This window comes from Quatrionicoccus australiensis (genome assembly GCF_020510525.1).
GTDB lineage: Bacteria > Pseudomonadota > Gammaproteobacteria > Burkholderiales > Rhodocyclaceae > Azonexus > Azonexus australiensis_B.
In genome coordinates this window covers 300282-327194 of sequence record NZ_CP075188.1, presented here as the reverse complement: position 1 = coordinate 327194, position 26913 = coordinate 300282, and the positions used below count along the sequence as shown (strand labels likewise).

The 26913-nt window shown below is 63.1% G+C and carries 24 protein-coding genes; 11 read left to right on the top strand and 13 right to left on the bottom strand.

Features of this window, described 5'->3' with window-relative positions:
- Nucleotides 1-11: 11 nt before the first annotated feature.
- Genes KI612_RS01490 through htpX form a run of 4 tightly spaced genes read right to left on the bottom strand, consistent with a single transcriptional unit; the run spans nt 12 to nt 6410 of the window.
- The gene (locus KI612_RS01490) at nt 12-3122 is read right to left on the bottom strand and encodes an efflux RND transporter permease subunit (RefSeq protein WP_226442081.1); all 3111 of its coding nucleotides are present in this window, start codon (nt 3120-3122) and stop codon (nt 12-14) included.
- Complete coding sequence (locus KI612_RS01485; RefSeq protein ID WP_226442080.1) at nt 3119-4258, bottom strand: efflux RND transporter periplasmic adaptor subunit; 1140 nt, start codon at nt 4256-4258, stop codon at nt 3119-3121. Before KI612_RS01485 ends, KI612_RS01490 begins: the two co-directional genes overlap by 4 nt.
- Nucleotides 4255-5493, bottom strand: a complete 1239-nt coding sequence (locus KI612_RS01480) for a TolC family protein (protein ID WP_226442079.1) — start codon at nt 5491-5493, stop codon at nt 4255-4257. The genes KI612_RS01485 and KI612_RS01480 overlap by 4 nt, the downstream gene beginning before the upstream one ends.
- Before the next feature lie 41 nt (nt 5494-5534).
- Nucleotides 5535-6410 carry a protease HtpX gene (gene htpX, locus KI612_RS01475; protein ID WP_226442078.1) on the bottom strand — a complete coding sequence of 292 codons (876 nt, stop codon included), beginning with the start codon at nt 6408-6410 and terminating at the stop codon, nt 5535-5537.
- Between the two features lie 110 nt (nt 6411-6520).
- Here htpX and KI612_RS01470 point away from each other — a divergent pair, with 110 nt between their 5' ends.
- From KI612_RS01470 to lipA, 6 genes are read left to right on the top strand one after another with little or no spacing between them, the layout of a single operon-like run.
- On the top strand, nt 6521-7423 hold the full coding sequence (locus KI612_RS01470; RefSeq protein ID WP_319002974.1) for a LysR family transcriptional regulator: 903 nt from the start codon (nt 6521-6523) through the stop codon (nt 7421-7423).
- A 35-nt stretch (nt 7424-7458) separates the two neighbouring features.
- Nucleotides 7459-8598 carry a D-alanyl-D-alanine carboxypeptidase family protein gene (locus tag KI612_RS01465; RefSeq protein WP_226442077.1) on the top strand — a complete coding sequence of 380 codons (1140 nt, stop codon included), beginning with the start codon at nt 7459-7461 and terminating at the stop codon, nt 8596-8598.
- A gap of 4 nt (nt 8599-8602) precedes the next feature.
- A complete protein-coding gene (locus tag KI612_RS01460) occupies nt 8603-9490 on the top strand; it encodes a D-amino acid aminotransferase (protein ID WP_226442076.1) in 888 nt (295 codons plus the stop codon).
- A 1-nt stretch (nt 9491) separates the two neighbouring features.
- Nucleotides 9492-9761 carry an HP0495 family protein gene (locus tag KI612_RS01455; protein ID WP_226442075.1) on the top strand — a complete coding sequence of 90 codons (270 nt, stop codon included), beginning with the start codon at nt 9492-9494 and terminating at the stop codon, nt 9759-9761.
- Nucleotides 9762-9767: 6 nt separating this feature from the next.
- Nucleotides 9768-10385, top strand: coding sequence for a lipoyl(octanoyl) transferase LipB (gene lipB, locus KI612_RS01450; protein ID WP_226442074.1), 618 nt, complete (start codon nt 9768-9770; stop codon nt 10383-10385).
- Nucleotides 10378-11349, top strand: coding sequence for a lipoyl synthase (gene lipA, locus KI612_RS01445; RefSeq protein WP_226442073.1), 972 nt, complete (start codon nt 10378-10380; stop codon nt 11347-11349). The genes lipB and lipA overlap by 8 nt, the downstream gene beginning before the upstream one ends.
- A gap of 22 nt (nt 11350-11371) precedes the next feature.
- On the opposite strand, the gene KI612_RS01440 is transcribed toward lipA, so the two are convergent.
- The 7 genes from KI612_RS01440 to KI612_RS01410 form a co-directional block, all read right to left on the bottom strand.
- A complete protein-coding gene (locus tag KI612_RS01440) occupies nt 11372-11902 on the bottom strand; it encodes a glycine zipper family protein (RefSeq protein ID WP_226442072.1) in 531 nt (176 codons plus the stop codon).
- A 28-nt stretch (nt 11903-11930) separates the two neighbouring features.
- A complete protein-coding gene (locus KI612_RS01435) occupies nt 11931-12278 on the bottom strand; it encodes a hypothetical protein (protein WP_226442071.1) in 348 nt (115 codons plus the stop codon).
- 112 nt (nt 12279-12390) lie between these two features.
- Nucleotides 12391-12717 carry a hypothetical protein gene (locus KI612_RS01430; protein ID WP_226442070.1) on the bottom strand — a complete coding sequence of 109 codons (327 nt, stop codon included), beginning with the start codon at nt 12715-12717 and terminating at the stop codon, nt 12391-12393.
- A gap of 16 nt (nt 12718-12733) precedes the next feature.
- The gene (locus KI612_RS01425; protein WP_226442069.1) at nt 12734-14029 is read right to left on the bottom strand and encodes an acetyl-CoA hydrolase/transferase family protein; all 1296 of its coding nucleotides are present in this window, start codon (nt 14027-14029) and stop codon (nt 12734-12736) included.
- Nucleotides 14030-14134: 105 nt separating this feature from the next.
- Nucleotides 14135-15283: a THUMP domain-containing class I SAM-dependent RNA methyltransferase gene (locus KI612_RS01420; RefSeq protein WP_226444096.1), complete on the bottom strand. Its 1149-nt coding sequence runs from the start codon at nt 15281-15283 to the stop codon at nt 14135-14137.
- Nucleotides 15280-15696: a CopD family protein gene (locus KI612_RS01415; RefSeq protein WP_226442068.1), complete on the bottom strand. Its 417-nt coding sequence runs from the start codon at nt 15694-15696 to the stop codon at nt 15280-15282. The genes KI612_RS01420 and KI612_RS01415 overlap by 4 nt, the downstream gene beginning before the upstream one ends.
- Entirely contained in the window at nt 15690-16574 is an 885-nt protein-coding gene (locus KI612_RS01410) for an SDR family oxidoreductase (protein ID WP_226444094.1), read from the bottom strand. Before KI612_RS01410 ends, KI612_RS01415 begins: the two co-directional genes overlap by 7 nt.
- A 33-nt stretch (nt 16575-16607) precedes the next feature.
- Here KI612_RS01410 and KI612_RS01405 point away from each other — a divergent pair, with 33 nt between their 5' ends.
- Entirely contained in the window at nt 16608-17624 is a 1017-nt protein-coding gene (locus tag KI612_RS01405; protein ID WP_226442067.1) for a CDP-6-deoxy-delta-3,4-glucoseen reductase, read from the top strand.
- 21 nt (nt 17625-17645) lie between these two features.
- Here KI612_RS01405 and KI612_RS01400 read toward each other — a convergent pair whose 3' ends face one another.
- Together KI612_RS01400 and KI612_RS01395 are read right to left on the bottom strand one after the other, a co-directional pair.
- The gene (locus KI612_RS01400; RefSeq protein WP_226442066.1) at nt 17646-19637 is read right to left on the bottom strand and encodes a sensor histidine kinase; all 1992 of its coding nucleotides are present in this window, start codon (nt 19635-19637) and stop codon (nt 17646-17648) included.
- Nucleotides 19637-20995: a sigma-54-dependent transcriptional regulator gene (locus KI612_RS01395; protein ID WP_226442065.1), complete on the bottom strand. Its 1359-nt coding sequence runs from the start codon at nt 20993-20995 to the stop codon at nt 19637-19639. The genes KI612_RS01400 and KI612_RS01395 overlap by 1 nt, the downstream gene beginning before the upstream one ends.
- Nucleotides 20996-21382: 387 nt before the next feature.
- On the opposite strand from KI612_RS01395, the gene fdnG reads away from it, so the two are divergent.
- The 4 genes from fdnG to fdhD all read left to right on the top strand — a co-directional run bounded on the left by fdnG (nt 21383) and on the right by fdhD (nt 26902).
- Nucleotides 21383-24430, top strand: a complete 3048-nt coding sequence (gene fdnG / locus KI612_RS01390) for a formate dehydrogenase-N subunit alpha (protein WP_226444092.1) — start codon at nt 21383-21385, stop codon at nt 24428-24430.
- A gap of 12 nt (nt 24431-24442) precedes the next feature.
- A complete protein-coding gene (gene fdxH, locus KI612_RS01385; protein ID WP_226442064.1) occupies nt 24443-25330 on the top strand; it encodes a formate dehydrogenase subunit beta in 888 nt (295 codons plus the stop codon).
- Nucleotides 25327-25947 (top strand): formate dehydrogenase subunit gamma, encoded by a 621-nt coding sequence (locus tag KI612_RS01380; RefSeq protein WP_226442063.1) that lies wholly within the window; start codon nt 25327-25329, stop codon nt 25945-25947. The genes fdxH and KI612_RS01380 overlap by 4 nt, the downstream gene beginning before the upstream one ends.
- A 73-nt stretch (nt 25948-26020) precedes the next feature.
- On the top strand, nt 26021-26902 hold the full coding sequence (gene fdhD, locus KI612_RS01375) for a formate dehydrogenase accessory sulfurtransferase FdhD (RefSeq protein WP_226442062.1): 882 nt from the start codon (nt 26021-26023) through the stop codon (nt 26900-26902).
- The last annotated feature ends 11 nt before the right edge of the window (nt 26903-26913 follow it).

Sequence of the window (26913 nt, the reverse complement as noted above, 5' to 3'; positions counted from 1 at the left end):
CTTCCCCTCTCTCATGCTTCGACCTTCTCTTCATCAAACCAGCGATAGATGGTCGGCAGGACCACCAGCGTCAGCAAGGTCGATGTTATCAGCCCGCCGATGACCACGATGGCCAGCGGACGTTGCACTTCCGAACCCGGCCCGCTCGAGAACAGGAAGGGAATCAGGCCGAGCATGGCGACCGTCGCCGTCATCATGACCGGCCGGAAACGCAAGGTAGCCCCTTCGACCACGGCATCGCGCACGCTGCGCCCTTCTTCGCGCAAGCCGCGAATGTAGGAGACGAGCACGACGCCGTTCAGCACGGCGATGCCCCACAGCGCGATGAAGCCCACCGAAGCCGGCACCGACAGGTATTCGCGACTGACGAACAGGCCGATGATGCCGCCGATCGAGGCGAAAGGCAGCACGGTGATGATCAGCGTGGCAAAGCGCAGCGAATTGAAGAGCAGGAAGAGCAGGAAGAAGATCGCCGCGATGGTGATCGGGATGATCACCATCAGGTGACCGAGCGCCCGCTCCATGTTCTGGAACTGGCCGCCCCACTCGAGGTAATAGCCTTCCGGCAGCTTGATCTGATGCTCGACCTTCTGCTGCAACTCGGCAACGAAACTGCCGAGGTCGCGATCCTTGACATTGACGCCAACCACGATGCGGCGCTTGCCCAGCTCACGCGAAATCTGCGCCGGACCGTCCACAACGCTGATCCTGGCGACGTCGGTCAGGCGCACCTGGGCGCCGTTGCGCGAGGTGATCAGGACATTCGAGATCGCCTCGACATTGTTGCGGAAGCTTTCCGGCAAGCGCACGACCCCCGGGAAACGCCGTTCGCCCTCGAAGATTTCGGTTGCTTCCTTGCCGCCGATCGCCGTTTCCAGCACGTCGTTGACGTCGGAGACATTGAGGCCGAGACGGGCAATCGCCTGCCGGTCAATTTCGACCGAAAGATACTGTTGACCGCTGATCCGCTCGATGCGCAGATCCTGCGCACCTTGCAGGGTCTGCGCGACCTTGCCGATCTGGCCGGCGAGCTTTTTCAGCTGATCGAGATCGTCGCCGAAAACCTTGACGGCAATATCGGAACGCACGCCGGTGACCATCTCATCAACGCGGTCGGAAATCGGCTGCGCCATCACCACCTGCACACCGGGCAGCGCCTTGAGCTTGTCGCGCATGGCATCCTGGATGTCGTCCTGGGTCCAGCCCGAAGGCCATTCGCTGCGCGGCTTGAGGCTGACGATCGGCGTCGATTCGTTCGGCCCCTGCGGATCGGCCGGCGACTCGCCGCGCCCGACCCCGGAAACCGCCGACTTGACGCCGGGCACCTGCATGACCAGGCGCATCGCCTCCATTTCCATCTTGATCGATTCTTCAAGCGAGATGTTCGGCACGCGATTGATGCCGGGCACCACCGAGCCTTCCTTCATTTCCGGAATGAAGGCGGTTCCGAGGAAAGGCAGCACGGCGACGGTCAGCGCAAACGCCCCGACCGCAGCGGCCACCGTCTTCTTCTCGTTACCCAGCGCCCAGTGCAGCATCTTGAGATAACGCTGCTTCATGATCTGGATCAGGCGCGTATCGTGATCGCCATCATGCGCCGGCGGCTTCAGCAGGTAGGTCGACATCACCGGCGTCAGTGTCATCGACAGGGCCAGCGAAATGGCCAGTGCGATGGCGATGGTGTAGGCGAGCGGCGCGAACATCTTGCCTTCCATGCCCTGCAGGGTCATCAGCGGCAGGAAAACGAGGATGATGATGCCGACCCCGAAGATGACCGGCGTCGCCACTTCGACGACGGCGCGCAGGATCACCCGCAACTGGCTTTCGCCGGTCTTGGCCTGGCGCCCGAGTTGCAGGAAGGCGTTCTCGACGACCACCACCGAGCCGTCGACCATCAGACCGATGGCGATCGCCAGACCGCCGAGCGACATCAGGTTGGCCGAAATACCAAGCTTGTTCATCGCAAAGAAGGTCAGCAACGGCGTCAGGACCAGCGTCGCGACAACGATCAACGAGGAACGCACATCGCCGAGGAAGAGGAAGAGCACGACAATGACCAGCACAACGCCTTCAAGCAGCACCTTCGTGACGGTCCACAGCGCCGCATCGACCAATTCGGAGCGATCGTAATAGGCAACGATTTTCAGGCCATCCGGCAGCATGCCCTTGGCGTTGATCTCGTTGACCCGCTCCTTGATCTTGCTGACCACAGCCTTGGCGTTGCCGCCGGCAATCATCATCACCACGCCGCCGACCGCTTCCGTCGTGCCGTTCTTGATCACGGCGCCCTGGCGGACTTCGTGGCCGATCTGCACCTCCGCGACGTCGCGGACATAGACCGGCACACCGTCCTTTTCCTTGAGCACGATGGCGCGCAGATCTTCCAGATCGCGCACCAGACCGACACCGCGGATCAGGTACTGCTCGGCATATTGCGGCAGCACGCCGCCGCCGGCATTGGCGTTGTTGCGGCCGACCGCCTGATAAACATCGCCGACCGACAGCCCAAAGTGACGCAACTTGTCGGGATTGACCAGTACCTGATACTGCTTGGCAAAACCGCCCTGCGAGTTGATTTCGGCGACGCCGGGAATCGAACGCAACAGCGGACGGACCACCCAGTCCTGGGCAGTCCGGCGCTGCATCAGCTCCTCCTGGCTCAGAGTACGATCGCCGTCATCCGGGCGTTCCAAGGTGTATTGATAGACCTCGCCCAAACCGGTGGACACCGGCCCGAGCACCGGCGTGATGCCTTCCGGCAAGCGCGAGCCGACTTCGAGCAGACGCTCCATGACCAATTGGCGAGCGAAATAGACGTCGGTCTTGTCATTGAAGACGAGCGTGATCAGCGACAGGCCCGGCTTGTTCAGCGAGCGCATTTCCTCGAGACCGGGCAAGCCGGTCATCGCGACTTCCAGCGGCACGGTGGCGAAACGCTCGACTTCTTCCGGCGGACGTCCCGGCGCCTCGGTCGCGATCTGGACCTGGATATTGGTGACATCGGGGAAGGCATCCACGGACAGCTTGCGCGCCGCATCCAGCCCGAAAAACAGCAGGATGACCGCAATCACCGCGACAATCAGGCGCTGCTTGAGCGCCGCACGAACCAGTGATTCGATCACGAGCCCTCCATTTCCTTGCGATTGCGTTCGTTATTCAGGTGGAAAGCGCCTTCGACGACAATCTTTTCCTGCCCCTTGAGGCCGGAAAGGACGACGCGCTGCCCGCCCTGCTCGACACCCAGCTTGACCTTGAGCAAGCGGAACACGCCATCACCCTCGGCGACAAAGACATGGTCTTCGTCGCTTTCGCGGACCACGGCACTGGCCGGCACAACCAGACGCTCGACCGGCTTCGCCTCGATCAGCATCGAAGCCAGCATGGCCGGCTTGAGACGACCGGCACGGTTATCCAGCTCGGTCCGCACCAGCACCGTACGGGTTTCCGGATCGATGGTCTGGCCGACGTAGATCAGCTTGCCGACCAGTTTTTCATGCCCCAGGGCCGGCACCTCGATACTCACCGCCTGCCCTTCCTTGACCTGGCTGACCTGCTGTTCCGGCACCTGGGCGACTGCCCACAAGCGCGACAGATCCGCCACCACGAACAATGCGTCGGCCGGCTGCACTACCTGGCCCTGGGCCAGCTTGCGCTCGACGACGACACCACTCAGGGTCGCCACCACCGGCGTCACGGAATTGACCGCCCCCTGCTTGCCGAGGCGCTCGATCGCAGCCGGTGACACACCAAGCAACTGCAACTGGTCGGCTGCTGCCCGCGTTTCGGCGACCGAGATCTGATGTTCGCTCTCGCGGCGCTGCAATTCAGCGGCGCCGATCACGTCGGCCTCGAACAAGGCCTTGGCCCGCTCGGCATTGCGCCGGTTCAGTTCAAGCTGGGCACGCGCCTTGAGATAAGCCAGTTGCTGGCTGGACAGCTCACTGCTGTTCAGACTGGCCAGCACATCGCCCTTCTTGACCGACTGGCCGAGCAGGGCATCGATGTCGGTAACGCGGCCGGTAATGGTCGCGCCAATACGCGCCAGGCGTTGCTCGTCAAAACCGATCTGACCGGCAACCCGCAAGGTCTCCGCGACCGGTTGCTTGCTCACATCGGCCAGCTTGAGCTGACCCAGCAATTCCTGGCCCGGCGTAACCAGGGCCGGATCAGCCGGCGGAGCCGCCACGGACTTGCCATTTTCCTTGTTGCAACCTGCCAGCAGCGCAGCGGTCAACATCACCAGAAGTGCTTTTTTCATTCCTTGCTTCCCCCGGGCAATGCCCGCAGTCTTTCGATTTCGACCCAGGCCGCGGCCAGTTCAAACCGCGCGGCAATCAGCTCAGCCCGCGCGGCGCGAAATACGCGTTGCGCATCCAGCACTTCGATGAAACCCCGTTCGCCAAAACGATAGGCGGCTTCGGCAACTTTCAGTGCCGCCTCGGCCTGACGGACGATACCGGACTCCAGGGCGGTCACCTGGGTCTGGGCAATTTCGTATTGCTGCACGGCGACTTCCAGCGTCTGGGCCAGCGCGAACTGCTGCGCCTCCAGCTCGTTGCGGGCGCGGGACAGCTGCGCGGCCGCTTCACCGACCGGACCGCTACGCCGATCCCAGATCGGAATGGAGACCACGACACCGAACTTCGAGGTGCGCATGTCGGGGTCTTCGTCGTAACTCGCCTTGAGGGCAAGATTCGGCCAGCGTTGGCCACGCTCCAGATCAAGCTGGCGCTGGGCACGCACCATTTCGGCGCGCGCACGCGCCAGATCGGGGCTGGAATCCGTCAGTTGCTTCTGCAAACCTTCGAGCGGCAACAAGGCCGGCACATTGCGCAAGCTGCCGCTGACCGCAAAATCTTCAGGCAAGGCAGCACCAACCATCTGACGCAACAGCGAACGCGCTTGCTGCACGCGGAAGGCCGCAGCCTGCGAGGTCTTTAGCGCATTGAGTGCTTCCGCATCAGCCTTGATCAATTCGAAGCGTGGCGCTTCGCCGACTTCAACCCGCTTGGCGATGCGCGAGCGCACATCCTCCATCAACTTGGCATCTTCCCGGGCATTCAATAACTCAGCCTGGCGACGCAGCAATTCGAAATAGCGGCTGCGCAAACGGGCCAGCAGATCGGCCTCGAATGCCCGGTTACCGGCGGTTGTCACTTCCAGGCTGGCCAGCGCGGTATCGATCCGTGCCGCGCGTTTCCAGGGCATGTCGAGCGGCTGGGTCAGGCTGACACTGCGCGCATCGCCGGTGTTGCCACCCGGGCTACGCGCCCGTGCCGTCCCACCCAGATATTCAAGTTCGGGATTGGGAAAGGCACTGGCACTGTCCACCGCATAGCGCGCCGCCGTCACCTGGTCACGTGCCGCCATGATCGAGCGGCTCGACTCCATGGCCAGCGTCTCAAGCTGACTCAGGTCATATTCGGGCTGGGCAAAAGCCAGCGTTGCACTCAGCCCGCAAGTCAGAATCAGTATTTTTTTAAATTGCATCATGGGTTTTGTTTAGCAATCCGCATGCCATCAAGGCGCGGCGCTTAACGACCTCCCAGCGCAGCAATACGTTCTTCCAGCGGCGGATGGCTGGAAAACAGCGCCATCCAGCCCTGACCGCCGGCAATGCCGGATGCGGCCATGCTCTGCGGCAGGGGTTCGGTATGCATGTTGCCCAGGCGACGCAATGCGTTCTGCATCGGCAGCGGCGAGCGCAGCAGTTGCGCAGCACCGGCATCGGCGCGGAACTCCCGCTGACGCGAGAACCAGGCGACGATGATGCTCGCGAGCAGGCCAAATACCACTTCGCAGATCATGCTGGTCACCATGTAGCCAATGCCCGGGCCGCTGCTTTGCTCGTCATTGCGGCGCAGGAAAGAGTCGACCGCGTAGCCGACGACACGCGACAGGAAGACGACGAAGGTATTGACCACGCCCTGGATCAGGGTCAGCGTCACCATGTCGCCATTGGCAATGTGGGCGACCTCATGCGCCAGCACCGCTTCGACTTCCTCGCGCGTCATGCCCTGCAGCAAGCCGGTCGATACGGCGACCAGGGAGCTGTTCTTCGTGGCGCCGGTTGCGAAGGCGTTCGGCTCGCCGTCATAGATGGCGACTTCCGGCATCGGCAGGCCGGCCCGCTCGGCAAGACGCGCAACGGTGTCGACCAGCCAGACCTCGGTCGAGGAAGACGGTGCTTCGATGACGCGGGCACCGGTACTCCACTTGGCCATGCTTTTCGACATCAGCAGAGAAATGAAGGCGCCGCCAAAGCCAATCACACCCGCAAACACAAGCAGCATGCCGAGATTGAGACCGTTGGCGGTCAGGAAGCGATTGACGCCGAGCAGGCTGGTAACCAGGCTGAGCACCAGCATCACGGCGAAGTTGGTGGCAAGGAAGAGCAGAACACGTTTCATGGTGAACTCCCGAAAATAAACTGAGGGGCGCATTCTATTGCGTTGCACAAAACCAAAAAACCGGAGCAAAATTGATAAACACTTCGGTTTTTTCTGCAGAACGAATTTCTATGCTCAACTACAAACATCTTCATTACTTCTGGGTCGTCGCCCAGGAAGGCAGCATCACGCGCGCCGCCGAGCGCCTTGGCGTTGCCGTCCAGACGATCAGTGGGCAATTGTCGCTGCTTGAGCGCCAGCTCGGCAAGGCGCTGTTCAACAGCCAGGGACGCGGCCTCGTCCTGAGCGACGCCGGGCGCCTGGCGCTCGGTTACGCCGACCAGATTTTCCAGCTGGGCGATGCCTTGAGCGAGGCGGTACGCAATTCCGACAGCGAGTCGACGCTGCGTCTGCGCGCCGGCATCACCGATGGCATACCCAAGCTGCTTGCCTATCGGCTGCTCAGTTCGGTGACCAGCATGCCGGTCGATATCCGCCTGGTTTGCGACGAGGGCGAGTTCGAAACCCTGCTCGCCGACCTCGCCCTGCATCGCCTCGATGTCGTGCTGACCGATCGCGCCGCACCGGTCGGTGGCAACCTGAAAGTTTTCAGCACCCGCCTCGGCGATTTCGCGACCGGGCTTTTTGCCATTCCGGAACTGGTCGACCGCTACGCACCGGGTTTTCCCAACAGCCTCGACGGTGCGCCGATGCTGCTGCCCACCCGCCACAATGCACTGCGCGGCCGCATCGACCGCTGGCTGGAGAGCATCGGCATCCGCCCCAAAATCGTTGGCGAATTCGAGGACAGCGCCCTGCTCAACACCTTCGGCCGCGGTGGCCTGGGCATTTTTCCGGCACCGCTGGTTCTCGCCGACCAGATCGAAGCCTCTTTCAACGCCCGCCCGCTCGGCGCAATGGAGGCAGTCAGCGAACAGATCTATGCAATCTCCAACGAACGCCGCATCCGCCATCCGGCGATCGAGGTTCTCTGTGCCGCCTCGCCACTGAGCGCCGCGACGCCGGGGGTATAATTTCCGCCCCCAACGTAAAACAAAGCAAAAAAACCATGCCGCTGTTTCGCAATATTCTTGTCCTTGCCCTGAGCCTCGTTTGTTCCGGCTCGGCGCTCGCCCAGCAACAACCCGTGCCTCCCGCCCTGGCCGCCAAATCGTGGCTGCTACTGGAAATGGGCTCCGGCCAGATGTTGACCGCCGAGAAGCCCGACGAGCGCCTCGAACCCGCCTCGCTGACCAAGCTGATGACGGCCTACCTGACCTTCTCGGCCATCCACAAGAAGACCATCGCCCTCACCCAGCCCCTGCCGGTTTCCGAAAAGGCCTGGCGTACCGGCGGTTCCAAGATGTTCGTGCGGGTCGATACGCAAGTTCCGGTCGAAGACCTGATCAAGGGCATGATCGTGCAATCCGGCAACGACGCCTGCGTCACGCTGGCTGAAGCCATCGCCGGCAGCGAAGAGAACTTCGCGCAGATGATGAACCGCGAAGCACAACGCCTGGGCATGAAGTCCTCCAGCTTCCGCAACTCGACCGGCCTGCCCGATCCCGAGCACTACACCACGGCGCGCGACCTTTCGCTGCTGGCCGGCGCCCTGATCCGCGATTTCCCCGAGGAATACAAGAAGTATTACTCGATGAAGGAATTCACCTACAACGGCATCACCCAACCGAACCGCAACCGCCTGCTCTTCATCGACCCCAGCGTCGATGGCGTCAAGACCGGCCATACCGATGCTGCCGGCTACTGCCTGATTTCCTCGGCCCTGCGCGACAAGCGCCGCCTGCTCTCGGTCGTGCTCGGCACGGCTTCGGACTCGGCGCGCGCCACGGAGTCGCTCAAGCTGCTCAACTGGGGCTTCCTCTCTTACGATGCCGTGACGCTGTTCACGAAAGAGCAGCCGGTCGCCGCGCTGCGCGTCTGGAAGGGGCAGCAAAGCCAGGTCAAGGCCGGTTTCACCAACGACATGACGATTGCCGTGCCCAAGGGCTATGCCGAATCGGTGAAGTCCGACTTCGTCGCCGAGCCGCGTCTGATTGCACCGATCGAACTGGGCCAGAAGCTGGGCACGCTGAAAGTCAGCGTCGACGGCAAGCCGTATGGCGAATATCCGGTTGTCGCTCTTGAAAAAATCGAAATCGGCAACATCTTCATCCGTATCCTCGACACCATCCGCCTCTGGTTCAACTGACCCCATGACCCCTTACGTTGCCGACCCGGTTTACCTGAATGGCCAGTTCCTGCCGCTTGCTGCGGCGGGCATCTCGCCGCTCGACCGCGGTTTCCTGTACGGCGACGGGGTTTATGAAGTCATTCCGGTCTATTCCCGGCGCGCCTTTCGCATCGATGAACACCTCAAGCGCCTGCAGGCGACGCTGGACGGCATCAAGCTGACCAATCCGCTAGCGGTCGACGCCTGGAAAGAGGTCATTTTCAAGCTGATCGCCAGCGCACCCTGGGATGACCAGTCGATCTACCTGCAGGTAACGCGCGGCGCCGACGACAAGCGCGACCACGCCTTCCCGCCGGCCACTGTCGCGCCGACCGCCTTTGCCTTCGCCTCGCCGCTGCTCACCACGCCGGCCGAGCTCAGGGCCAAAGGCGTTGCCGCGATCACGGTGCCCGACCTGCGCTGGAGCCGCTGCGATCTCAAGGTCATCTCGCTGCTCGCCAATGTGCTGGCCCGCCAGCAGGCGGTCGAACAGGGCTGTGCCGAAGCGCTGCTGCTGCGCGACGGCTGGCTCAAGGAAGGCGCCGCCTCGAACATTTTCGTGGTCAGGGACGGCGTGCTGCTCGCGCCGCCCAAGACGCAGCTGATGCTGCCCGGCATCACCTACGACGTGATCCTCGAACTCGCAGCCCAACATGGGCAGGCGCTGGAAGTGCGCGAGATCAGCGAAACTGAACTTCGCGCCGCCGACGAGGTCTGGATGACCTCATCGACCAAGGAAATCCTGGCGATCACGACGCTGGACGGTCAACCGGTCGGACATGGCAAAAATGCCGGCCGACCCGGCCCGTACGGCGAACAGATGTGGCAGTGGTATCAGGACTTCAAGAACACGGTAATGCGTAAAGGCTGACATGGCATCCTACAAGGACACCCTACTCGAATTTCCCTGCGAGTTTCCCCTGAAGATCATGGGCAAGGCGCACGACGAGCTTTCCCAGGTGGTACTGAGCATCGTCACCCAGCACGCCCCCGATTTCGACGGGGCAAGCATGGAAATGCGCGCCAGCTCCGGCGGCAACTACATCAGCCTGACCTGCACCGTGATCGCCACCTCGAAGCCGCAGCTCGACGCGCTGTACACCGACCTGAGCGGCCATCCGCTGATCAAGGTCGTCCTCTAAGCCGCCGTGACCCCCACCGTCAAATACCTGGGTCGGGTCGACTATGAGCCGACCTTCCAGGCCATGCAGGCGTTCACCGCCAGCCGTACGGCCGCAACGCCGGACGAGCTGTGGATCGTCGAACACCCGCCGGTCTACACCCTGGGTCAGGCCGGCAAGCCGGAACACATCCTGCGCGACGTCGGCATTCCGCTGGTCCGGATCGACCGCGGCGGTCAGGTCACCTACCATGGCCCCGGCCAGGTCGTAATCTACCTGCTGCTCGATCTGGCGCGCCTGAAAATCAAGGTACGCGAACTGGTCACAGCCATCGAACAGGCGGTCATTGACCTGCTCGGCAACTACGGCGTCACGGCCGAACGGCACGATGGTGCGCCCGGCGTCTATGTCGGCGCCGCCAAGGTCGCCGCGCTCGGACTGCGCATCCGCAACGGCTGTTCCTACCACGGCGTTTCGCTCAATGTGGACATGGACCTGACGCCCTTCGACGCGATCAATCCCTGCGGCTACCCCGGCCTGCAGATCGTGCAGACCAGGGACCTGAACATTCCGCTCACCGCCGGCGAGGCGGGCGAGCAACTCTCGCAGCAACTGCTGCTGCAACTGGAAAGACAACATGGCTGAAAACGAGATCAAGGGCAGCGCCAAGCAAAAGGGCGTCAAGCAAAAGGGCGAACTCAAGACGGCGCGCATTCCGATCAAGATCGTGCCGGTTGCCGAAGCGCTGCGCAAACCCGACTGGATCCGCGTCAAGGCCGGCAACAGCGCCGGCCGCTTCGGCGAGATCAAGACCATGTTGCGCGAGAAGAAGCTGCACACCGTCTGCGAGGAAGCGACCTGCCCGAACATCGGCGAATGCTTCGGCCGCGGCACGGCGACCTTCATGATCCTCGGCGACATCTGCACGCGGCGCTGCCCGTTTTGCGACGTCGGCCACGGTCAACCGCTGCCGCCCAACCCGGATGAGCCGCGCGAACTGGCCGAATCGGTGGCGACCCTGAAACTCAAATATGTCGTGATTACCAGCGTCGACCGTGACGACCTGCGCGACGGTGGCGCCCAGCACTTCGTCGATGTCATCCGTCACACCCGCGAACTGTCACCGACCACGACCATCGAAACCCTGGTGCCGGATTTCCGCGGTCGCATGGACGTGGCGCTCGACGTGCTCGGCGGCGCCCTGCCCGACGTGCTCAACCACAACATGGAAACGATACCCCGTCTCTACAAGCAATCACGTCCGGGCGCCGACTACCAGCACTCGCTGGATTTCCTCAAGCAGTTCAAGGCGCGCTACCCGAAGGTATCCACCAAGTCGGGCCTGATGGTCGGTCTCGGCGAAACCGATGAGGAAATTCTCGAAGTCATGCGCGACCTGCGCGCCCACGACGTCGAAATGCTGACCATCGGCCAGTATCTGGCGCCGTCCGGCCATCATCTGCCGGTGTCACGCTACGTGCATCCCGACACCTTCAAGATGTACGAGGAAGAAGCGAAAAAGATGGGCTTTACCGGTGCCGCCTGCGCTCCGATGGTCCGCTCCAGCTACTGGGCGGACCAGCAGGCGCACAGCGCCGGCGTCGCCTGAGCAAACGCCGGCAAGCGCCGACCTATCGGGTTGGCGGCGGCGGGGGCAAACCCGGCGGAGGCGGCGGAATGCCGGCATCGTCGGCGCGTACAGCCGTTGCGGGCGCCGCAACGGCACGCGGCGTCGCCATGCTGGCCGGCACCGGGACGCGATGTCCCTGCGCATACATGCACTGCACGTAGGCATTGTCGTACTGGCGCTGGGTACCGACACCGGAAGCCCGCGCCGCGTCGGTACCTACTGCAGTACCGAGCAGCAGCCCGGTACCGGCACCAATCGCCGCACCACGTGAATCACCACCGATCGCCACACCGGCCAGCGCACCGACTGCCGTTCCGACCGCAGCACTGGTCACGGCCGACTTCTGCGACGCTTCTTCGGCCGTTTTGCCACCGATCTGGGTATGCGCAAACTGGCGGCAATAGACATCATCCGCACGGAAGCGCTCAATCGACTGCCCGCTACCGGGCAGGGCCATCACACTCGGCCCGGTCGGCATGACGGTGCAGGCACCGAGCGCCAGGAAACCGGCCAGCGGCAAAAGTCGCATCATGGATTTTTTCTGCATATTCATGCTTTGCTCACTTTTCCGGTTGCGGCAGAACCTTCTGCCAACCGCCAGGACATTCCTTGACATAGGGGTAATAGCCCTTCCTGGCCGCGCAGTAATACCAGTATTGCTGGGCTGGCGCCGGGGCCGGCTCGGACACAACGCTTTCCTGCTTCTCGATATAGACGGTCGGTTCCGGCGGCGGCGCCGGCTGCACGACAATCACTTCCTGCCGGTAATAAGGGGGATAGAACCAGGGCGATGGATAACCCCAGTAAGGGCCGACATAAACGCCGACACGACTGCCATGCGCCCAGGCACTGCCCGCTCCGGCCATGACCAGAAGCGCCAGCAACAACAGGGATTTCAGTAATTTCATGGGTACACCCGATCTTCCGTAATCACGCTTTCAAGATAGCGAATTATCGGCAGATCGGGCGTATTCAATTGCAACAGTATGTAATGGCCGGCGGCTTGCACCGGCAGACCGCTCAGTCGTCGCGATCGAGCATTTCCGCACGCTTGCGGCGCAAGCCCTCGGGCATTTGCAGCGTTGCCCGGTCCCAGCCTTCAAGCTCAAGCACCTGATCGAGGCAATCTTCCATCACCGCATAGGCCTTGATGGTCGCGGCAGCGATCGCCTGATGCACGGCCACATCGTTGCCGGGCTCGATCTCGCACTTGCCCTGGTAACGGAACAGCTCGCGCAAGGTCCGCAGCTGCACCGCCACCTGACCGGGACAGGCGCACATGTAGATGGTCGCCTCCTCGATGATCTGCTCGAGTTCCTGGTCGGAAAAGCGGCGTTGCAGAATCATGCGGACCTCCCCGATCTCAGAGCAGCTTCATCTTCTTGGCCGCCTCGCGCAGTTCACCACGGAAGTCCGGATGGGCAATGCCGATCAGGGCTTCGGTGCGCTGCTTGGCGGTCTTGCCGCGCAACTGGGCGACACCGAACTCGGTGACGACATAGTTGATGTCGTTCTTGCTGGTCGTCACGTGCGTGCCGGTCGACAGGGTCGGCACGATGCGCGAGATGGTGTCGTCCTTGGCGGTCGACGGCAGGACAATGAAGGATTTGCCGCCATTCGAACGATTCGCTGCGCGCACGAAGTCAGCCTGGCCGCCGGTACCGGAATACGGTGCCGAACCGAGGCTTTCCGAGCCGCACTGGCCCATGAAGTCGATCTGCATGGTCGCGTTGATGGCGTGCAGGTTGTCGTTCTGACCAGCCAGATACGGGTCGTTGGTGAAGTCGACCGGATGCATTTCGAGGGCCGGGTTGCGGTCCATGAACTGATACAGCTTCTTCGAACCGAGGGCAAAGGTGGCGAGGATCTTGCCACGTCCGTAGTTCTTCTTGCTGTTATCAACCACGCCAGCCTCGACCAGGCTCATGATGCCATCGCCGACCATTTCGGTATGAATGCCGAGATTGTGCTTGTGGGTCAGCTGCATCACCACCGCATCGGGAATGCCGCCGTAACCGATCTGCAGCGTGGCACCATCCGGGATCATGTCGGCGACGTATTTGCCGATGGCCTGCTGGACCGGACCGATCTTGGGCAGACCGACCTCGAGGATGGGGTCATTGCTCTCGGTGAGCGCCGCAACCTGCGAAATGTGGATGTGGCAATTGCCGTTGGCAAAGGGCACGTTCGGATTGACTTCGAGGACCACGGCGCGCGCCTTGGCGATCGCCGCCATGGTGTAGTCCGGGGCCAGCGACAACGAGAAATAGCCGTGCTCGTCCATCGGCGAAACCATCGTGAACACGACATCGGCCGGGCTCAGGTTGTTGCTGATCAGCGACGGCAGTTCCGAAAAATAGGCCGGAATGAAGTCGATCCAGCCCTCCTGGCCGCCCTGGCGCGAGGCACCGCTGAAGAAGTAGGCGGTGTGGCGGATGTTTTCAACGGTTTCCGGATCGAAATAGGCGTACTTGCGTACAGGCAGGATCTGCGACACGGTGACATCGCGGAAATCGCGACGTGCTTCGGACAATGCCGTCAGCAAGGACGGCGGCTCGCCGACCGCGGTCGGCACGACGATGGTATCGCCATTCTTGACGACACGAATGGCATCGGCGGCCGACATGCGTTTTTGTTGGTATAGGGCCTGAACAGACATTGCTTTCTCCTCCAAGTATTGTTTTCAAAAAAACGGATGCTCGCACATTGGCCAGACCAGAAGACTGACCAGGATCAAAAAAAATCGATGCCCAAGGCATTCCTCTCACGCCGGTTTGCGGTTGCTGCCGGCCACCATGCGGATTTCGAACAGGCGACATTCGAGCGGCCCGTTGAACAGCGGCGTCTTGCGGCTGGGGCGCAGACCGACCAGCTTGGGCAAACGCAGGTCGGCGGTGAAGAAGAAACAGTTCCAGCCGGCCCAGTGCTTTTTCAGCGCCGAACCGAGTTGCGGGTACAGACAGGCCAGCTCGTCCTGTTCACCGATCCGCTCGCCGTAGGGCGGATTGGTCACCATGATGCCGTTCTCGGTGAGCGGCTGGGTTTCCAGGATATCGGCACGGTCGACCGTCACGGCATTGGCGAAACCGGCTTCCTGCAGATTGCGCCGGGTGGCACGCACGGCGGTTTCGTCGATGTCGTAGCCACGGATGTCCATCGGCTCGACCGGTTTGACCCGCGCCATCGCGGCTTGCCGGATGTTGGCCCAGTTCATCGCCTCGAAGCTCGACAACAGCTCGAAGGCAAAACCGCGATCCAGGCCGGGCGCGCGATCAAGGGCCATCTGCACGGCTTCGAGCAGGAAGGTGCCGCTACCGCACATCGGATCGACCAGGGCCATGCCGGGCTGCCAGCCGGTCATTTTCAGGATGCCGGCCGCGAGATTCTCCTTCAGCGGCGCTTCCACGCTGGCCTTGCGGAAACCGCGCTGCCACAGCGGTTGACCGGAAGTATCGAGATACAGCGTGCATTCGTTCTCGGTCAGGAAGACATGCACGCTGACATCGGGATGCCGGGTATCGATGTTCGGCCGCTCGCCCTTGTCCTCGCGGAAGCGGTCGCAGACAGCATCCTTGACGCGCAGGGTGACGAAATCGAGCGACTTGAGCGGGCATTTGATCGCCGTGGTGACGACGCGCATGGTGCGGGTCACCGCGAAATGATTCGGCCACAGCTGACGCACGGCGAGGCGGTAGATGTCCTCTTCGCTGGCGTACGGCCCCTTGACCACATGTTTGAGGATGCGTGTCGCCAGGCGCGATTCGAGATTGGCCCGGTAGCAGACGCTCCACTCGCCGGAGAAGAAGACACCACCATGAATGGCGTGCAGATCCTCGCCGCCGACGGCGCGCAGTTCTTCAAGCAGCAGTTCTTCGAGGCCGCGCGGGCAAATTGCGAAATATTTGTTCATCAGAAAGGCTTCAGGACGGCAAGAAAGACCACGGCAAACAGCACGAGCACGGGCATTTCGTTATAAAAGCGGAACCAGACGTGGCTGCGGGTATTGCGCCCGAGGCGGAAAGCCTTGAGCGTCATGCCGCAATGCACGTGATAGACGACCAGCAGGGCGACCAGGAAAGTCTTGGCATGCAGCCAGCCACCGGAAAAATTATAGGCGAACCACAACCACAGACCGAGCAGCACGGCGAGGATGCCGAGCGGCGTCATGAACTTGAACAGCTTGCCGGCCATCAGCAGCAGGCGGTCGCGCTCGGCCGGACTGTCGTCCGGCACCATGGCCAGATTCACGAAAATGCGCGGCAGGTAGAACAAGCCGGCAAACCAGGCGACGACCAGCGATATATGCAGGGCCTTGACGATCAACATGCGTTTCTCCTTGCGAGCGCCTCTGCTATCCCGGCATCAACTGTCGGGTACGCGAGGCGCAGTTTGAATTCTTCTTTGATTCGCCGATTGCCGATCCGGCGCGATTCGCGCATGAAGGACATCTGCACCGGTGAAAGCTGGCGGGCGGCTTCGCCACGACTCAGGCGCGGCGGCCGGGACAGGGCAAAAGCATCCGCCACCCGATCAAAATAGTCGGCCATTTTCAGGTCGGAATCATCAACGACATTGTAGGCGCGATTGGCCCGGCCGTGGCGCAGCGCGGCAACACAGGCACTGGCCAGATCCTCGGCGTGAATATGGTTGGTATACACGTCGTCAGCGGTACACAGCGCCGGCAGGCCCTTTTTCAGGCGCTCGAACGGCAGGCGATCGGCGGCGTAGATGCCCGGTGCGCGCAGGATGGAAACGCTCACGCCGTTCTGCCGCCCCCAGGTGCGCAGGCAGCGCTCGGCGTCAACGCGACGCGCGGCACGGCTGCTTTCCGGCTGCAGGCGACGCGTTTCGTCGATGATCTCGCCACCGCAATCACCGTACACCCCGGTCGTACTAACGTAGATCAGGCGGCGTGGTAGACTTTTGCCCTTGCTCAAGGCAGCCAGCAAATGCCGGGTGCGCGAGTCGTGGAGGCCTTCGCCGGGCGGCGGTGCGAGATGCAGCACGCTATCGGCCAGACCGGCCAGGCGCTGCAGGCTGGCCGGCTGGTCGAGATCGGCCAGCACCGGCCGGGCACCGGCCAGGCGCCATTCGGCGGCACGACCGGGATCGCGCAACAAGGCATGGACGCAACTGCGGTGAGCAAGGCGGGAAAGAATGCGGCGGGCAATGTCTCCGCTGCCGACGATCAGTATTTTTTGCACGGCTGCATTGTAGCCGACCAACAAGGGGAACCGATGAGCCACCAGATTACCGTCCAGCCGAGCGGCCGCCAGTTTGCCGCCGAACCCGATGAAACCCTGCTCGAAGCCGCTCTGCGCCAGGGCCTGACCATGCCTTACGGCTGCAAGGACGGCGCCTGTGGTGCCTGCAAGGGCAAGGTCGTCGAAGGCAGCGTCGACCACGGCAAGTCACAGGCGCACGCGCTCAGCGATGCCGACAAGGCCGCCGGCCTGACCCTGTATTGCTGCGCCACGGCCAAGAGCGACCTGGTCATCGAATGCAAGCAGATGAGCTCGGCCAACGATTTCCCGATCAAGATCCTGCCGGCCCGCATCGAGAAGCTCGAGCGCCTAGCGCCCGACGTCATCGACATGCACCTGCGTCTGCCGGGCAGCGAGCAGTTCCAGTTCCTCGCCGGCCAGTACATCGACTTCCTGTTGAAGGACGGCAAGCGACGCAGCTATTCGCTGGCCAACGCGCCGCGCAGCGACGGCATCATCGAACTGCACATCCGCCTGGTGCCGGGCGGCCTGTTCACGGAACAGGTATTCAACAGCCTCAAGGTGCGCGACATCCTGCGCTTCGAAGGGCCGCAGGGCGGCTTTTTCCTGCGCCAGGACTCGAAGAAGCCGGTCGTCCTGCTCGCCGGCGGTACCGGTTTCGCGCCGCTCAAGGCGATCGTCGAAAAGGCCATCGCCGACCAGTCGGAACGCCCGCTGCACATCTATTGGGGCGCCAAGGCCAGGGCCGACCTCTACATGCATGCGCTGCCGGAGAAATGGGCGGCCGAACATCCGCACATCAAGTACGTGCCGGTCCTCTCGGAACCGGCGGCCGATGATGCCTGGAACGGTCGCACCGGCTTCGTGCATCAGGCGGTCGTCACCGACTTCCCGGATCTCTCGGGCTACCAGGTCTATGCCTGCGGCTCGCCGGTCATGATCGATGCCGCCCGGCGTGACTTCATCGAGAAGTGCGCCCTGCCGGAAGAAGAGTTCTTCGCCGACGCCTTCACCTTCGCGACCAACTGATCGCGCGCTGGCTGCGCCGCGCTACAGCCCCTGCGGCTCGAGGCGCAGCCAGACGACAAAGCGGGCGCCTTGCCCGGGCTGATTCTCGATCGTGATGTTGCCGCCATAGCGCTCGATCAGCGACTTGCTGACCCACAGTCCCAGCCCATTGCCGCCCGGCTTGCGCGCCGTGTAGAAGGGCTGGAACAGGTGTTCGCGATCGGCATCACTGACCCCGTGCCCGGAGTCGGCAACGATCAGCCGGATGCCGAGCGGCATGTCGGCAGCATCCCAGTCCTCGGCCGCGATGGTCAGCAGGCCGCCATCCGGCATGGCCTGGATGGCATTGACCAGCAGATTGACCATGACCTGCTGCAACTCGTTCTTGTTGCAGGTGATCTGGCGCTGCGAATCAAGGTGCTGTTCGATGGCGATATTGTTGGTCTTGAGCAACTGGCGAACCAGCAGCAGGCTGTCCTGGATCAACGGCCCGGCCGCCACCGGCTCGAGATAACCAACATAGTCCTGCGGCCGGGCAAATTGCAGCAGCTTGGCAACGATCAGCCGAATGCGGTGGATCTGCTCCTGGATCAGCTTGATCTCGGGCTCGACCGGCTCGGCCTGCGGCCCGAGCAGATCGCGCAGGACGTCGAGATTGCCCTGGATGACGGCGACCGGATTGTTGATTTCATGCGCAACGCCAGCGGTCAACTGCCCGATCGCGGCCAATTTCTCGTTCATCACCAGTTGCGACTGCGCCGCCTTGAGATCGGCCACCGCCTGTTCGAGCGCCGCGGTGCGCTCTGCCACCTTGGCATCGAGCGACTCGCCCCAGCGCTTGAGCGACGAAGCCTGCGATTGCAAACGATCGAGCATGCGGTCGAAGTGGGCGGCGACGATACCGAGATCGTCCGGCGTGGACAGCGGCCCGACGCGGGCATCGACATTGCCCTGCTCGATGGCGTGCATGGTCGAATGCATGCGCTCGATCGGCCGGAAGACGCTGCGCGCCCAGAAGATCGCAAAAACCCCGGCAACCAGCATGGCGAGCAGGAAGACACCGGCAATCGCGGCAAAGGCGTGCTGCCGGGCAGTCACGAAAGGGCCTTCGAGGAAGCCGACATAGAGCATGCCGATGCGCTGCTGCCGGCTGTCGAGCAATGGCTCATAGGCCGAGACATACCAGTCGCTGACGACAAAGGCGCGGTCCAGCCAGGTCCGTCCCTCGCCGAGCACGGCCGCATCGACCGCGGCCGAGACGCGGGTGCCGATGGCGCGCGTGCTGCCGAACAGGCGCACATTGGTAGCGACCCGCACGCTGTCGAGGAACAAGGTCGCCGTACCGGCACTACCGAAAGGCAGAGCGCCCTCGGGATAGACGATGGCATTCAGGCGATCGATGAAATTCAGGTTCTTGTTGAGCAGGATGCCGCCACTGAGCACCCCGAGCAGGCGTCCGCTCGCATCGTGCACCGGCGCAGCAGCGTGGATGACCAGGCCGCGCACTTCGACCTCGCGCTGATCGGCACGCGCGTTGGCCGTGACCAGTACCGGCGTGCGTGCCCGCTCGGCCAGCGCCGGACTGATCGCAAAAAGCTGGGCGCCAGAAAAAACCTCGGTCGCGGTTTTCGCCTGACCATCCAGAGCCGATGCAACGACCGGCCAGGCGCGCGCATCGGCGCGGCTACGGTCGACGTCGAGAAAATAGAGAAAATCAAGCTTCTGCTCCTGCTGCACGGCATTGAGCACGGCAGCAATCGCCTTGTCATGCCGTCGCGGCAGCGCCCCCAAAACCCGCGCCAGGCGCGCCGAGTCGGCCAGACTGGCCACCGAGCCGCCAACCCCCTCGCTGACCCGCTCATAGTAGCCATGCGCAATTGCCAGATCGCTGCGCACCTTGGTGACCAGCAACTGGTTGAAGTAGTCGCCTCCCCAGTAGGCCAGCACCGAGATGGTCAGCGGCAGGACGAAGCCGAGCGGGATCAGCGCCAGCAACAGCAGGCGAACGCGGATCGAGCGCCGGCCGAAGCGCATCAGACGCCCCAGGCCTGGCACTTCCTGTCCATCGTCTTGCGCGAGATGCCAAGCCGCCGGCTGGCCTCCGACTTGTTGCCATCACAGGCGGCGAGCACGGCGAGAATGTGCGATTTTTCGACTGCCTCCAGCGTTTCATCGGCGCAGGAAAACGCTCCTGGCGCAACCTCCGGCTCATGGCCGATGTCGAACCAGCCGAGAATCAGCGAACGCTCGATCAGGTTGCGCAATTCGCGCACATTGCCGGGCCAGTCGTAATCGGCCAGGCGGGCCAGGGTGCGTGCATCGAGGTGCAGCGGCGGCACGCCCAGACTCGGCGCCAGCTGGGCGACGAAATGATCGAACAGCAGCGGAATGTCTTCCGGACGCTCGCGCAAGGGCGGCAGCATGACCTCGAAGACCTGCAGGCGGTAATAGAGATCCTGACGGAAGCGCTGCTCGCCGACCTCGATCTTGAGATCGCGGTTGGTAGCGGCAATGACCCGCACATCGACGGCGATTTCCTGCTCCGAACCAACCGGCCGGATGCGCTTCTCCTCGAGCACGCGCAGCAGCTTGGCCTGCGCCGACAAGGGCAGTTCGGAAATTTCGTCGAGAAAGAGCGTGCCGCCGCGCGCGTAGTAGAACAGCCCCTCGCGCCGCTGCTGCGCGCCGGTGTAGGCCCCCTTGATGTGGCCGAACAATTCCGACTCGATCAGTTCGGCGGCGATTGCCGCGCAATTGACCGGCACGAACGGTCCGTCGGCGCGCGCACTCAGCGCATGCAGGGCACGTGCCGCGACCTCCTTGCCGGTGCCAGACTCGCCGCTCAGCAGCACGGTCGCCGCGCTCGGCGCAATTTTCTTGAGGCGTTCGCAGACCTTGAACATCGCCTCGGACTGACCGATCACCCCCTCGACATCCGCAGCACGCGGGCCGACTTCGCGGCGCAGCACGAAATTCTCGCGCGCCAGCCGGGAGCGCTCGAAACAGCGCTGGATGGCATTGAGCACCAGGGCCAGCGAAAAGGGCTTGAGCAGGAAATCGGCGGCACCGGCGCGCAGGGCTTCGATCGCCGTGTCGAGATCAGCATAGGCAGTCATCAGCACGACATCGCCGGCATAGCCCTCCTCGCGCAACTCGTGCAGCCAGTCGACGCCGGAACAGCCGGGCAATGCGATGTCGAGCACGATCAGGTCGTAACGACTGCGTTCAAGCAACGGCCGCGCCGCTTCGACACTGCCGGCGCTATCGACGACGCCACAGCGACTGCTCAGCGCCCGCTGCAGGAAGCTGACCATGCCGACCTCGTCATCGACGATCAGCACGGAATATTGCTGCCAGGGAGATTTGCTTTCGCTTGCCGGAAGTTCGTTCATTGCCGTGAAGAGTTGCGCGTGATGGAGGCGCGGCAATTCTCGCACGCTTTCCCGGCCCGGCCATGCCGGGTCGTCCGCAGTACAGGCTCAGGCGCTCCGCTGGCAAGCCACACCGGCTCAGCCCCCCGGGTCAATTTGTCCCACCCCGGGACATTTTGACCCACCCGCTGGCAGGGTCTTTTTTTCAACTCATTGCTTATTAAGGAATTGGGCAGCAGGCACGCAGCTTGCAAATGTAGCCGCCAACAGTTGCATCGTCGCCGCCCATCAAGCCGGCGGCACAAGGGGAAATGCCGGCGTTGCACCGGCCATTGACAGGGGTTCCCGGCGGGCAAGCCGGGGCAAGAGGAGATCTGAATGGAAAGCAAGGAAAAATCAGGAACCGGCCTGCGGGTCAACCGCCGCCAGTTCTTCAAGATATCCGCCGCCGGTCTCGGCGGCTCCGGCCTCGCCGTGCTCGGCATGGCACCCGAAGCAGCGCGCGCCGAAGTGCGCCAGTACAAGCTGTACCGCGCTACTGAAACGCGCAACAACTGCACCTACTGCTCAGTGGGTTGCGGCATCCTCATCTACAGTCTGGGCGATGGCGCCAAGAACGCGCAAAAGAAGATCATCCACGTCGAAGGCGATCCGGATCATCCGGTCAGCCGCGGCTCGCTGTGCCCGAAGGGGGCCGGCGTGCTCGACTACATCCACAGTGCGCAGCGCCTGAAATACCCCGAGGTACGCGAAGCGGGCAGCAACGAATGGAAGCGCATCACCTGGGACGAGGCCAACAAACGCATCGCCCGCCTGATCAAGGATGACCGCGACGCCAACTTCATCGAGAAAAATGCCGCCGGCGCCACCGTCAACCGCTGGCTGAGCACCGGCTTCCTCGGCTCTTCCGCCGCCAGCAACGAAACCGGCTTCCTCGACTTCAAGTTCGCGCGCGGCCTCGGCATTGCGTCGGTCGAAAACCAGGCCCGTCTCTGCCACGGCCCGACGGTATCGGCACTGGCCCCGTCCTTCGGGCGCGGCGCGATGACCAATCACTGGGTGGACATCAAGAACGCCAACGTAATCCTGGTCATGGGCGGCAATCCGGCCGAAGCCCACCCGGTCGGTTTCAAGTGGGTAATCGAGGCGAAAACGCACAACAATGCCACGCTGATGGTGGTCGATCCGCGCTTCAGCCGGACCGCCGCGGTTGCCGATTTCTACGCGCCAATCCGGGCCGGCGCCGATGCCGCCTTCCTGCTCGGCCTGATCAGCTATCTGCTGAACAACGACAAGATCCAGCACGAGTACGTCAAGGCCTATACCAATGCGGCACTGATCGTGCGCGAGGACTACGAGTTCAACGAGGGCATCTTCAGCGGCTACGATGCCGAGAAGCGCAGCTACGACAAAGCCTCGTGGAACTACGTCCTGGACAAGGACGGCATGGCCGAACGCGACGATACGCTGCAGCACCCGCGCTGCGTCATCAACCTGCTGAAAAAGCACGTCGAGCGCTACACGCCGGACATGGTCGCCTCGATCACCGGCACGCCGAAGGCGGCCTTCATCAAGGTCTGCGAGACCATGGCCGCGACCAGCGTACCGGATCGCACCGCCACCATCCTCTATGCGCTGGGCTGGACACACCATACCGCCGGCGCCCAGATCATCCGCTGCGCCGCCATGGTCCAGCTGCTGCTCGGCAACATCGGCATGCCCGGCGGCGGCATCAACGCACTGCGCGGCCATTCCAACGTGCAGGGCTTCACCGACATCGGCATCCTCGCCAACATGCTGCCGGCCTATCTGATGCTGCCGCAGGACAAGCAGCAGACGCTCAAGGACTACCTGGAGCAGCGCACGCCCAAGGCGCAGACGCCGAACTCGGTGAACTTCTGGAAAAACACGCCGAAATTCTTCGTCAGCCTGATGAAAGGCCTCTGGGGTGATGCCGCCACCGCGGACAACAACTGGGGCTACGACTGGCTGCCAAAATGGGACCGCAGCTATGACCTGCTCTCCTACTTCGACCTCGTGCACCAGGGCAAGGTCAACGGCTACATCATCCAGGGCTTCAACATCGTCGCCGCCATGCCCGATTCACGCAAGGTGCGCGATTCGCTGGCCAAGCTCAAGTGGATGGTGGTGATCGATCCGTTGCAGACCGAAACCTCTTCGTTCTGGCAGAACCACGGGGAATTCAACGATGTCGATCCGACCAAGATCCAGACTACGGTGTTCCGCCTGCCCTCCTCCTGCTTCGCCGAAGAGGACGGCTCTATCGCCAACTCCGGACGCTGGCTGCAATGGCACTGGGCGGCGCAGAACCCGCCGTACGAAGCACGCCACGACGGCCGCATCCTCGGCGGCATCTTCACCCGCATCCGCGAGCTGTACAAGAAGGAAGGCGGCGCCTTCCCCGACCCGATCCTCAACCTGAACTGGAACTACCACGACCCGGCCGATCCGCATCCGCAGGAAGTCGCCAAGGAAGCCAACGGCTACGCCCTGGCCGACCTGTTCGACGACAAGGGCAACCAGATCGCCAAAAAGGGCGATCTGTTGTCGAGCTTTGCCCACCTGCGCGACGACGGCACGACCAGCAGCCTGTGCTGGATCTACACCGGCCAATGGACGCAAGCCGGCAACCTGATGGCGCGCCGCGACAATACCGACGTCGGCCTCGGCAACACGCCGGGCTGGGCCTTCTCCTGGCCACTCAACCGCCGCGTGCTGTACAACCGCGCCTCACTCGATCCCGCCGGCAAACCCTGGGATGCCCACCGCAAGCTGATCCACTGGAACGGCAAGCAATGGACCGGTGCCGACGTTGCCGACTACGCGGCGACCGCCGCGCCGGAAGCCAACGTACCGCCCTTCATCATGCTGCCGGAAGGTCTCGGCCGCCTGTTCTCGGTCGGCGCCATGAACGACGGCCCTTTCCCGGAGCACTACGAGCCGACGGAAAGCCCCTTGCCGGCCAACCCGCTGCATCCGGAAGTCAGCCGCAGCCCGGTGGCACGTTCCTTCAAGGCCGACGCCGAGCGTTTCGGCACCCGCGAGGAATTCCCCTACGTGGCGACCACTTACTCGATCACGGAAATGTTCCGCCACTGGACCAAGCACTCGCGCCTCAACGCCATTGTGCAGCCCGAGCAGTTCGTCGAGATCAGCGAGAAGCTGGCCGGCAAGAAGGGCATCAAGGCCGGCGACATGGTCAAGATATCGAGCAAGCGCGGCTTCATCCGCGGCAAGGCAGTGGTGACCAAGCGCGTCATGACGCTGCAGGTGGCGGGGCAGGAAGTCGAGCAGATCGGCATTCCCTGCCACTGGGGCTATGAGGGCAACACCCGCAAGGGCTTCCTGGCCAACACCCTGAGCCCGGGCATCGGCGACGCCAATGCGCAGACCCCGGAATACAAGGCCTTCCTGGTCAACGTCGAGAAAGCATAAGGGAGCGTAGACATGGCATTGCAATCTTTGGACATCAAACAGCGCTCGGCGACGACAACTCCGTCTACGCAGGTGCGCGAAACAATGGAAATCGCCAAGCTCATCGACGTCACCACCTGCATCGGCTGCAAGGCCTGCCAGGTAGCGTGCTCGGAGTGGAATGACATCCGCGCCGACGTCGGCGAGAACATCGGCGTCTACGACAACCCGGTCGACCTCGACGCCAAGGCCTGGACGGTCATGCGCTTTTCCGAAACCGAGGAGATGGGCAAGCTCGAATGGCTGATCAGGAAGGACGGCTGCATGCATTGTGCCGATCCGGGCTGCCTGAAAGCCTGCCCGGCGCCCGGCGCGATCATCCAGTACAAGAACGGCATCGTCGATTTCCACCAGGAAAACTGCATCGGCTGCGGCTACTGCGTGACCGGCTGCCCGTTCAATGTGCCGCGCATCTCCAAGGAAGACAGCAAGGCCTACAAGTGCTCGCTGTGTTCCGACCGCGTCGCAGTCGGCCAGGAGCCGGCTTGCGTCAAGACCTGCCCGACCGGTGCCATCCAGTTCGGCAGCAAGGAAGACATGAAGGTCTATGCCGGCGGTCGGGTCGCCGACCTCAAGCGGCGCGGCTACGAGAATGCCGGTCTCTACGACCCGCAAGGCGTTGGCGGCACGCACGTGATGTACGTGCTGCACCATGCCGACCGGCCGGACCTCTACAGCGGCCTGCCGGCCAACCCGTCGATCAGCCCGCTGGTCTCGCTCTGGAAGGGCTTCACCAAGCCGCTCGCCACGCTGGCGCTGGGTGCTGTCGCGCTGGGCAGCCTGTTCCACTACGTGACCAAGGGTCCGAACGAGGTCTCGCGAGAGATCGAAGATGAGATCGAAAAGGAGGACGCACAATGATTCGCGACCCGAAAGACCTGAAGCGCTACAACGCTTCCGAACGCGCCAACCACTGGACGGTGGGCATCAGCTTCATCCTGCTCGCCCTCTCCGGCCTGGCCTTCTTCCACCCGGCCTTCTTCCCGCTGACGCAGCTGTTCGGCGGCCCGGTCTGGGCGCGCATCATTCACCCCTACATCGGGGTGATCATGGCCGCGGCCTTCCTGGTCATCTTCCTGCGCTTCAAGCATCTCAACAAGATGACGCCGGCCGACAAGGAATGGCTGGCCAAGGCCAAGAACATGGTAGACGGCAACGACCACGACATGCCGGAACAGGGCAAGTACAACGGCGGCCAGAAGGTCATGTTCTGGGCGCTCGCCGCCTGCATGCTGCTGATGACTTTATCCGGCCTCGCCATCTGGCGGGCCTGGTTCGGTTTCGACATCACCCTTGTCCGTCTCGGCGCCGTGGTGCATGCCGCGGCCGGCGCGGTGATGATCGGCCTGATCATGGTGCACGTCTATGCCGCGATCTGGGTCAAGGGCACGGTACGCGCCATGTGGTACGGCACGGTCACCCGCGCCTGGGCCAAGCAGCACCACCGTGGCTGGTACCGTCAGGTCACCGGCAAGTAAAGCTTTACCTTGCGCTTTGGGGGCGCATGGCGGCGACGCCGTGCCCCCCGTCTTTTTGAGGAAGGACCGCAGCATGGCCGATTTCCTGATCCGCCCCGAACTGTCCGATGACGATTCCGTTCTGCCGCCGACTGCCGCCCTGCACGATGTCGTCCGCGTCTGCCGCGGCGTCGCCGCGGCCAGCGACGATGAAGTGATCGAGGAAGTCCCGGTCGCGCTCGTCTACAACGGCATTTCGCAGGCCGTGATGCTGGCCTCGCCGGCCGACCTCGAGGATTTCGCCCTCGGCTTCAGTCTCGGCGAAGGCATCCTGGCGCATCGGCGCGAGCTGTACGACCTCGAAGTACGCAACACCTGCAACGGCATCAGCATCGAAATGGACATCGCGCCGCAACGTTTCCTGCAACTCAAGGAACGCCGGCGCAATCTGGCCGGACGCACCGGTTGCGGCCTGTGCGGCGTCGAAAGCCTGGCCGACGTTGCGCGCATGCCGGCCGCGCTCGCAACAACGGGCGAGCAACAGGTCAGCCTCGCCGCCATCGACCGCTGCCTGCAACAGCTCAACGACTGGCAGCCGCTGCGCCGCCAGACCGGCTCGGCACACGGCGCGGCCTGGGCCGATCTCGCGGGCAACATCCAGTGCTGCCGCGAGGATGTCGGCCGCCACAATGCGCTCGACAAGCTGGTCGGCGCCCTCGCCCGCCAGAAAACACCGCGCGGTGCCGGCTTCGCGCTGGTCACCAGCCGCGCTTCCTATGAAATGGTGCAGAAGGCAGCCACTGCGGGCATCATCACCCTGGTCGCGATTTCCGCGCCGACCTCACTCGCCATCCGCCAGGCCGAAGCCGCCGGTATCATGCTGCTCGGCTTCGCCCGCCCCGGCCAGCTCGTCGCCTACAGCCACAGCGAACGCCTCGGCACGCAGGCCGAAAACCTGCTCCACCCCGTCATCTAAGCATGTCCCAA

What these genes read in the sequence shown, in the direction of transcription:
- KI612_RS01480 (WP_226442079.1), bottom strand. Translation starts at nt 5,493, where the DNA reads ATGATGCAATTTAAAAAAATACTGATTCTGACTTGCGGGCTGAGTGCA.
- htpX (WP_226442078.1), bottom strand. Translation starts at nt 6,410, where the DNA reads ATGAAACGTGTTCTGCTCTTCCTTGCCACCAACTTCGCCGTGATGCTG.
- KI612_RS01400 (WP_226442066.1), bottom strand. Translation starts at nt 19,637, where the DNA reads ATGCGCTTCGGCCGGCGCTCGATCCGCGTTCGCCTGCTGTTGCTGGCG.
- lipA (WP_226442073.1), top strand. Translation starts at nt 10,378, where the DNA reads ATGGCTGAAAACGAGATCAAGGGCAGCGCCAAGCAAAAGGGCGTCAAG.
- KI612_RS01440 (WP_226442072.1), bottom strand. Translation starts at nt 11,902, where the DNA reads ATGATGCGACTTTTGCCGCTGGCCGGTTTCCTGGCGCTCGGTGCCTGC.
- fdhD (WP_226442062.1), top strand. Translation starts at nt 26,021, where the DNA reads ATGGCCGATTTCCTGATCCGCCCCGAACTGTCCGATGACGATTCCGTT.
- KI612_RS01465 (WP_226442077.1), top strand. Translation starts at nt 7,459, where the DNA reads ATGCCGCTGTTTCGCAATATTCTTGTCCTTGCCCTGAGCCTCGTTTGT.
- fdxH (WP_226442064.1), top strand. Translation starts at nt 24,443, where the DNA reads ATGGCATTGCAATCTTTGGACATCAAACAGCGCTCGGCGACGACAACT.
- KI612_RS01470 (WP_319002974.1), top strand. Translation starts at nt 6,521, where the DNA reads ATGCTCAACTACAAACATCTTCATTACTTCTGGGTCGTCGCCCAGGAA.
- KI612_RS01430 (WP_226442070.1), bottom strand. Translation starts at nt 12,717, where the DNA reads ATGATTCTGCAACGCCGCTTTTCCGACCAGGAACTCGAGCAGATCATC.
- KI612_RS01455 (WP_226442075.1), top strand. Translation starts at nt 9,492, where the DNA reads ATGGCATCCTACAAGGACACCCTACTCGAATTTCCCTGCGAGTTTCCC.
- KI612_RS01415 (WP_226442068.1), bottom strand. Translation starts at nt 15,696, where the DNA reads ATGTTGATCGTCAAGGCCCTGCATATATCGCTGGTCGTCGCCTGGTTT.
- KI612_RS01395 (WP_226442065.1), bottom strand. Translation starts at nt 20,995, where the DNA reads ATGAACGAACTTCCGGCAAGCGAAAGCAAATCTCCCTGGCAGCAATAT.
- KI612_RS01425 (WP_226442069.1), bottom strand. Translation starts at nt 14,029, where the DNA reads ATGTCTGTTCAGGCCCTATACCAACAAAAACGCATGTCGGCCGCCGAT.
- KI612_RS01405 (WP_226442067.1), top strand. Translation starts at nt 16,608, where the DNA reads ATGAGCCACCAGATTACCGTCCAGCCGAGCGGCCGCCAGTTTGCCGCC.
- KI612_RS01380 (WP_226442063.1), top strand. Translation starts at nt 25,327, where the DNA reads ATGATTCGCGACCCGAAAGACCTGAAGCGCTACAACGCTTCCGAACGC.
- KI612_RS01485 (WP_226442080.1), bottom strand. Translation starts at nt 4,258, where the DNA reads ATGAAAAAAGCACTTCTGGTGATGTTGACCGCTGCGCTGCTGGCAGGT.
- KI612_RS01435 (WP_226442071.1), bottom strand. Translation starts at nt 12,278, where the DNA reads ATGAAATTACTGAAATCCCTGTTGTTGCTGGCGCTTCTGGTCATGGCC.
- KI612_RS01460 (WP_226442076.1), top strand. Translation starts at nt 8,603, where the DNA reads ATGACCCCTTACGTTGCCGACCCGGTTTACCTGAATGGCCAGTTCCTG.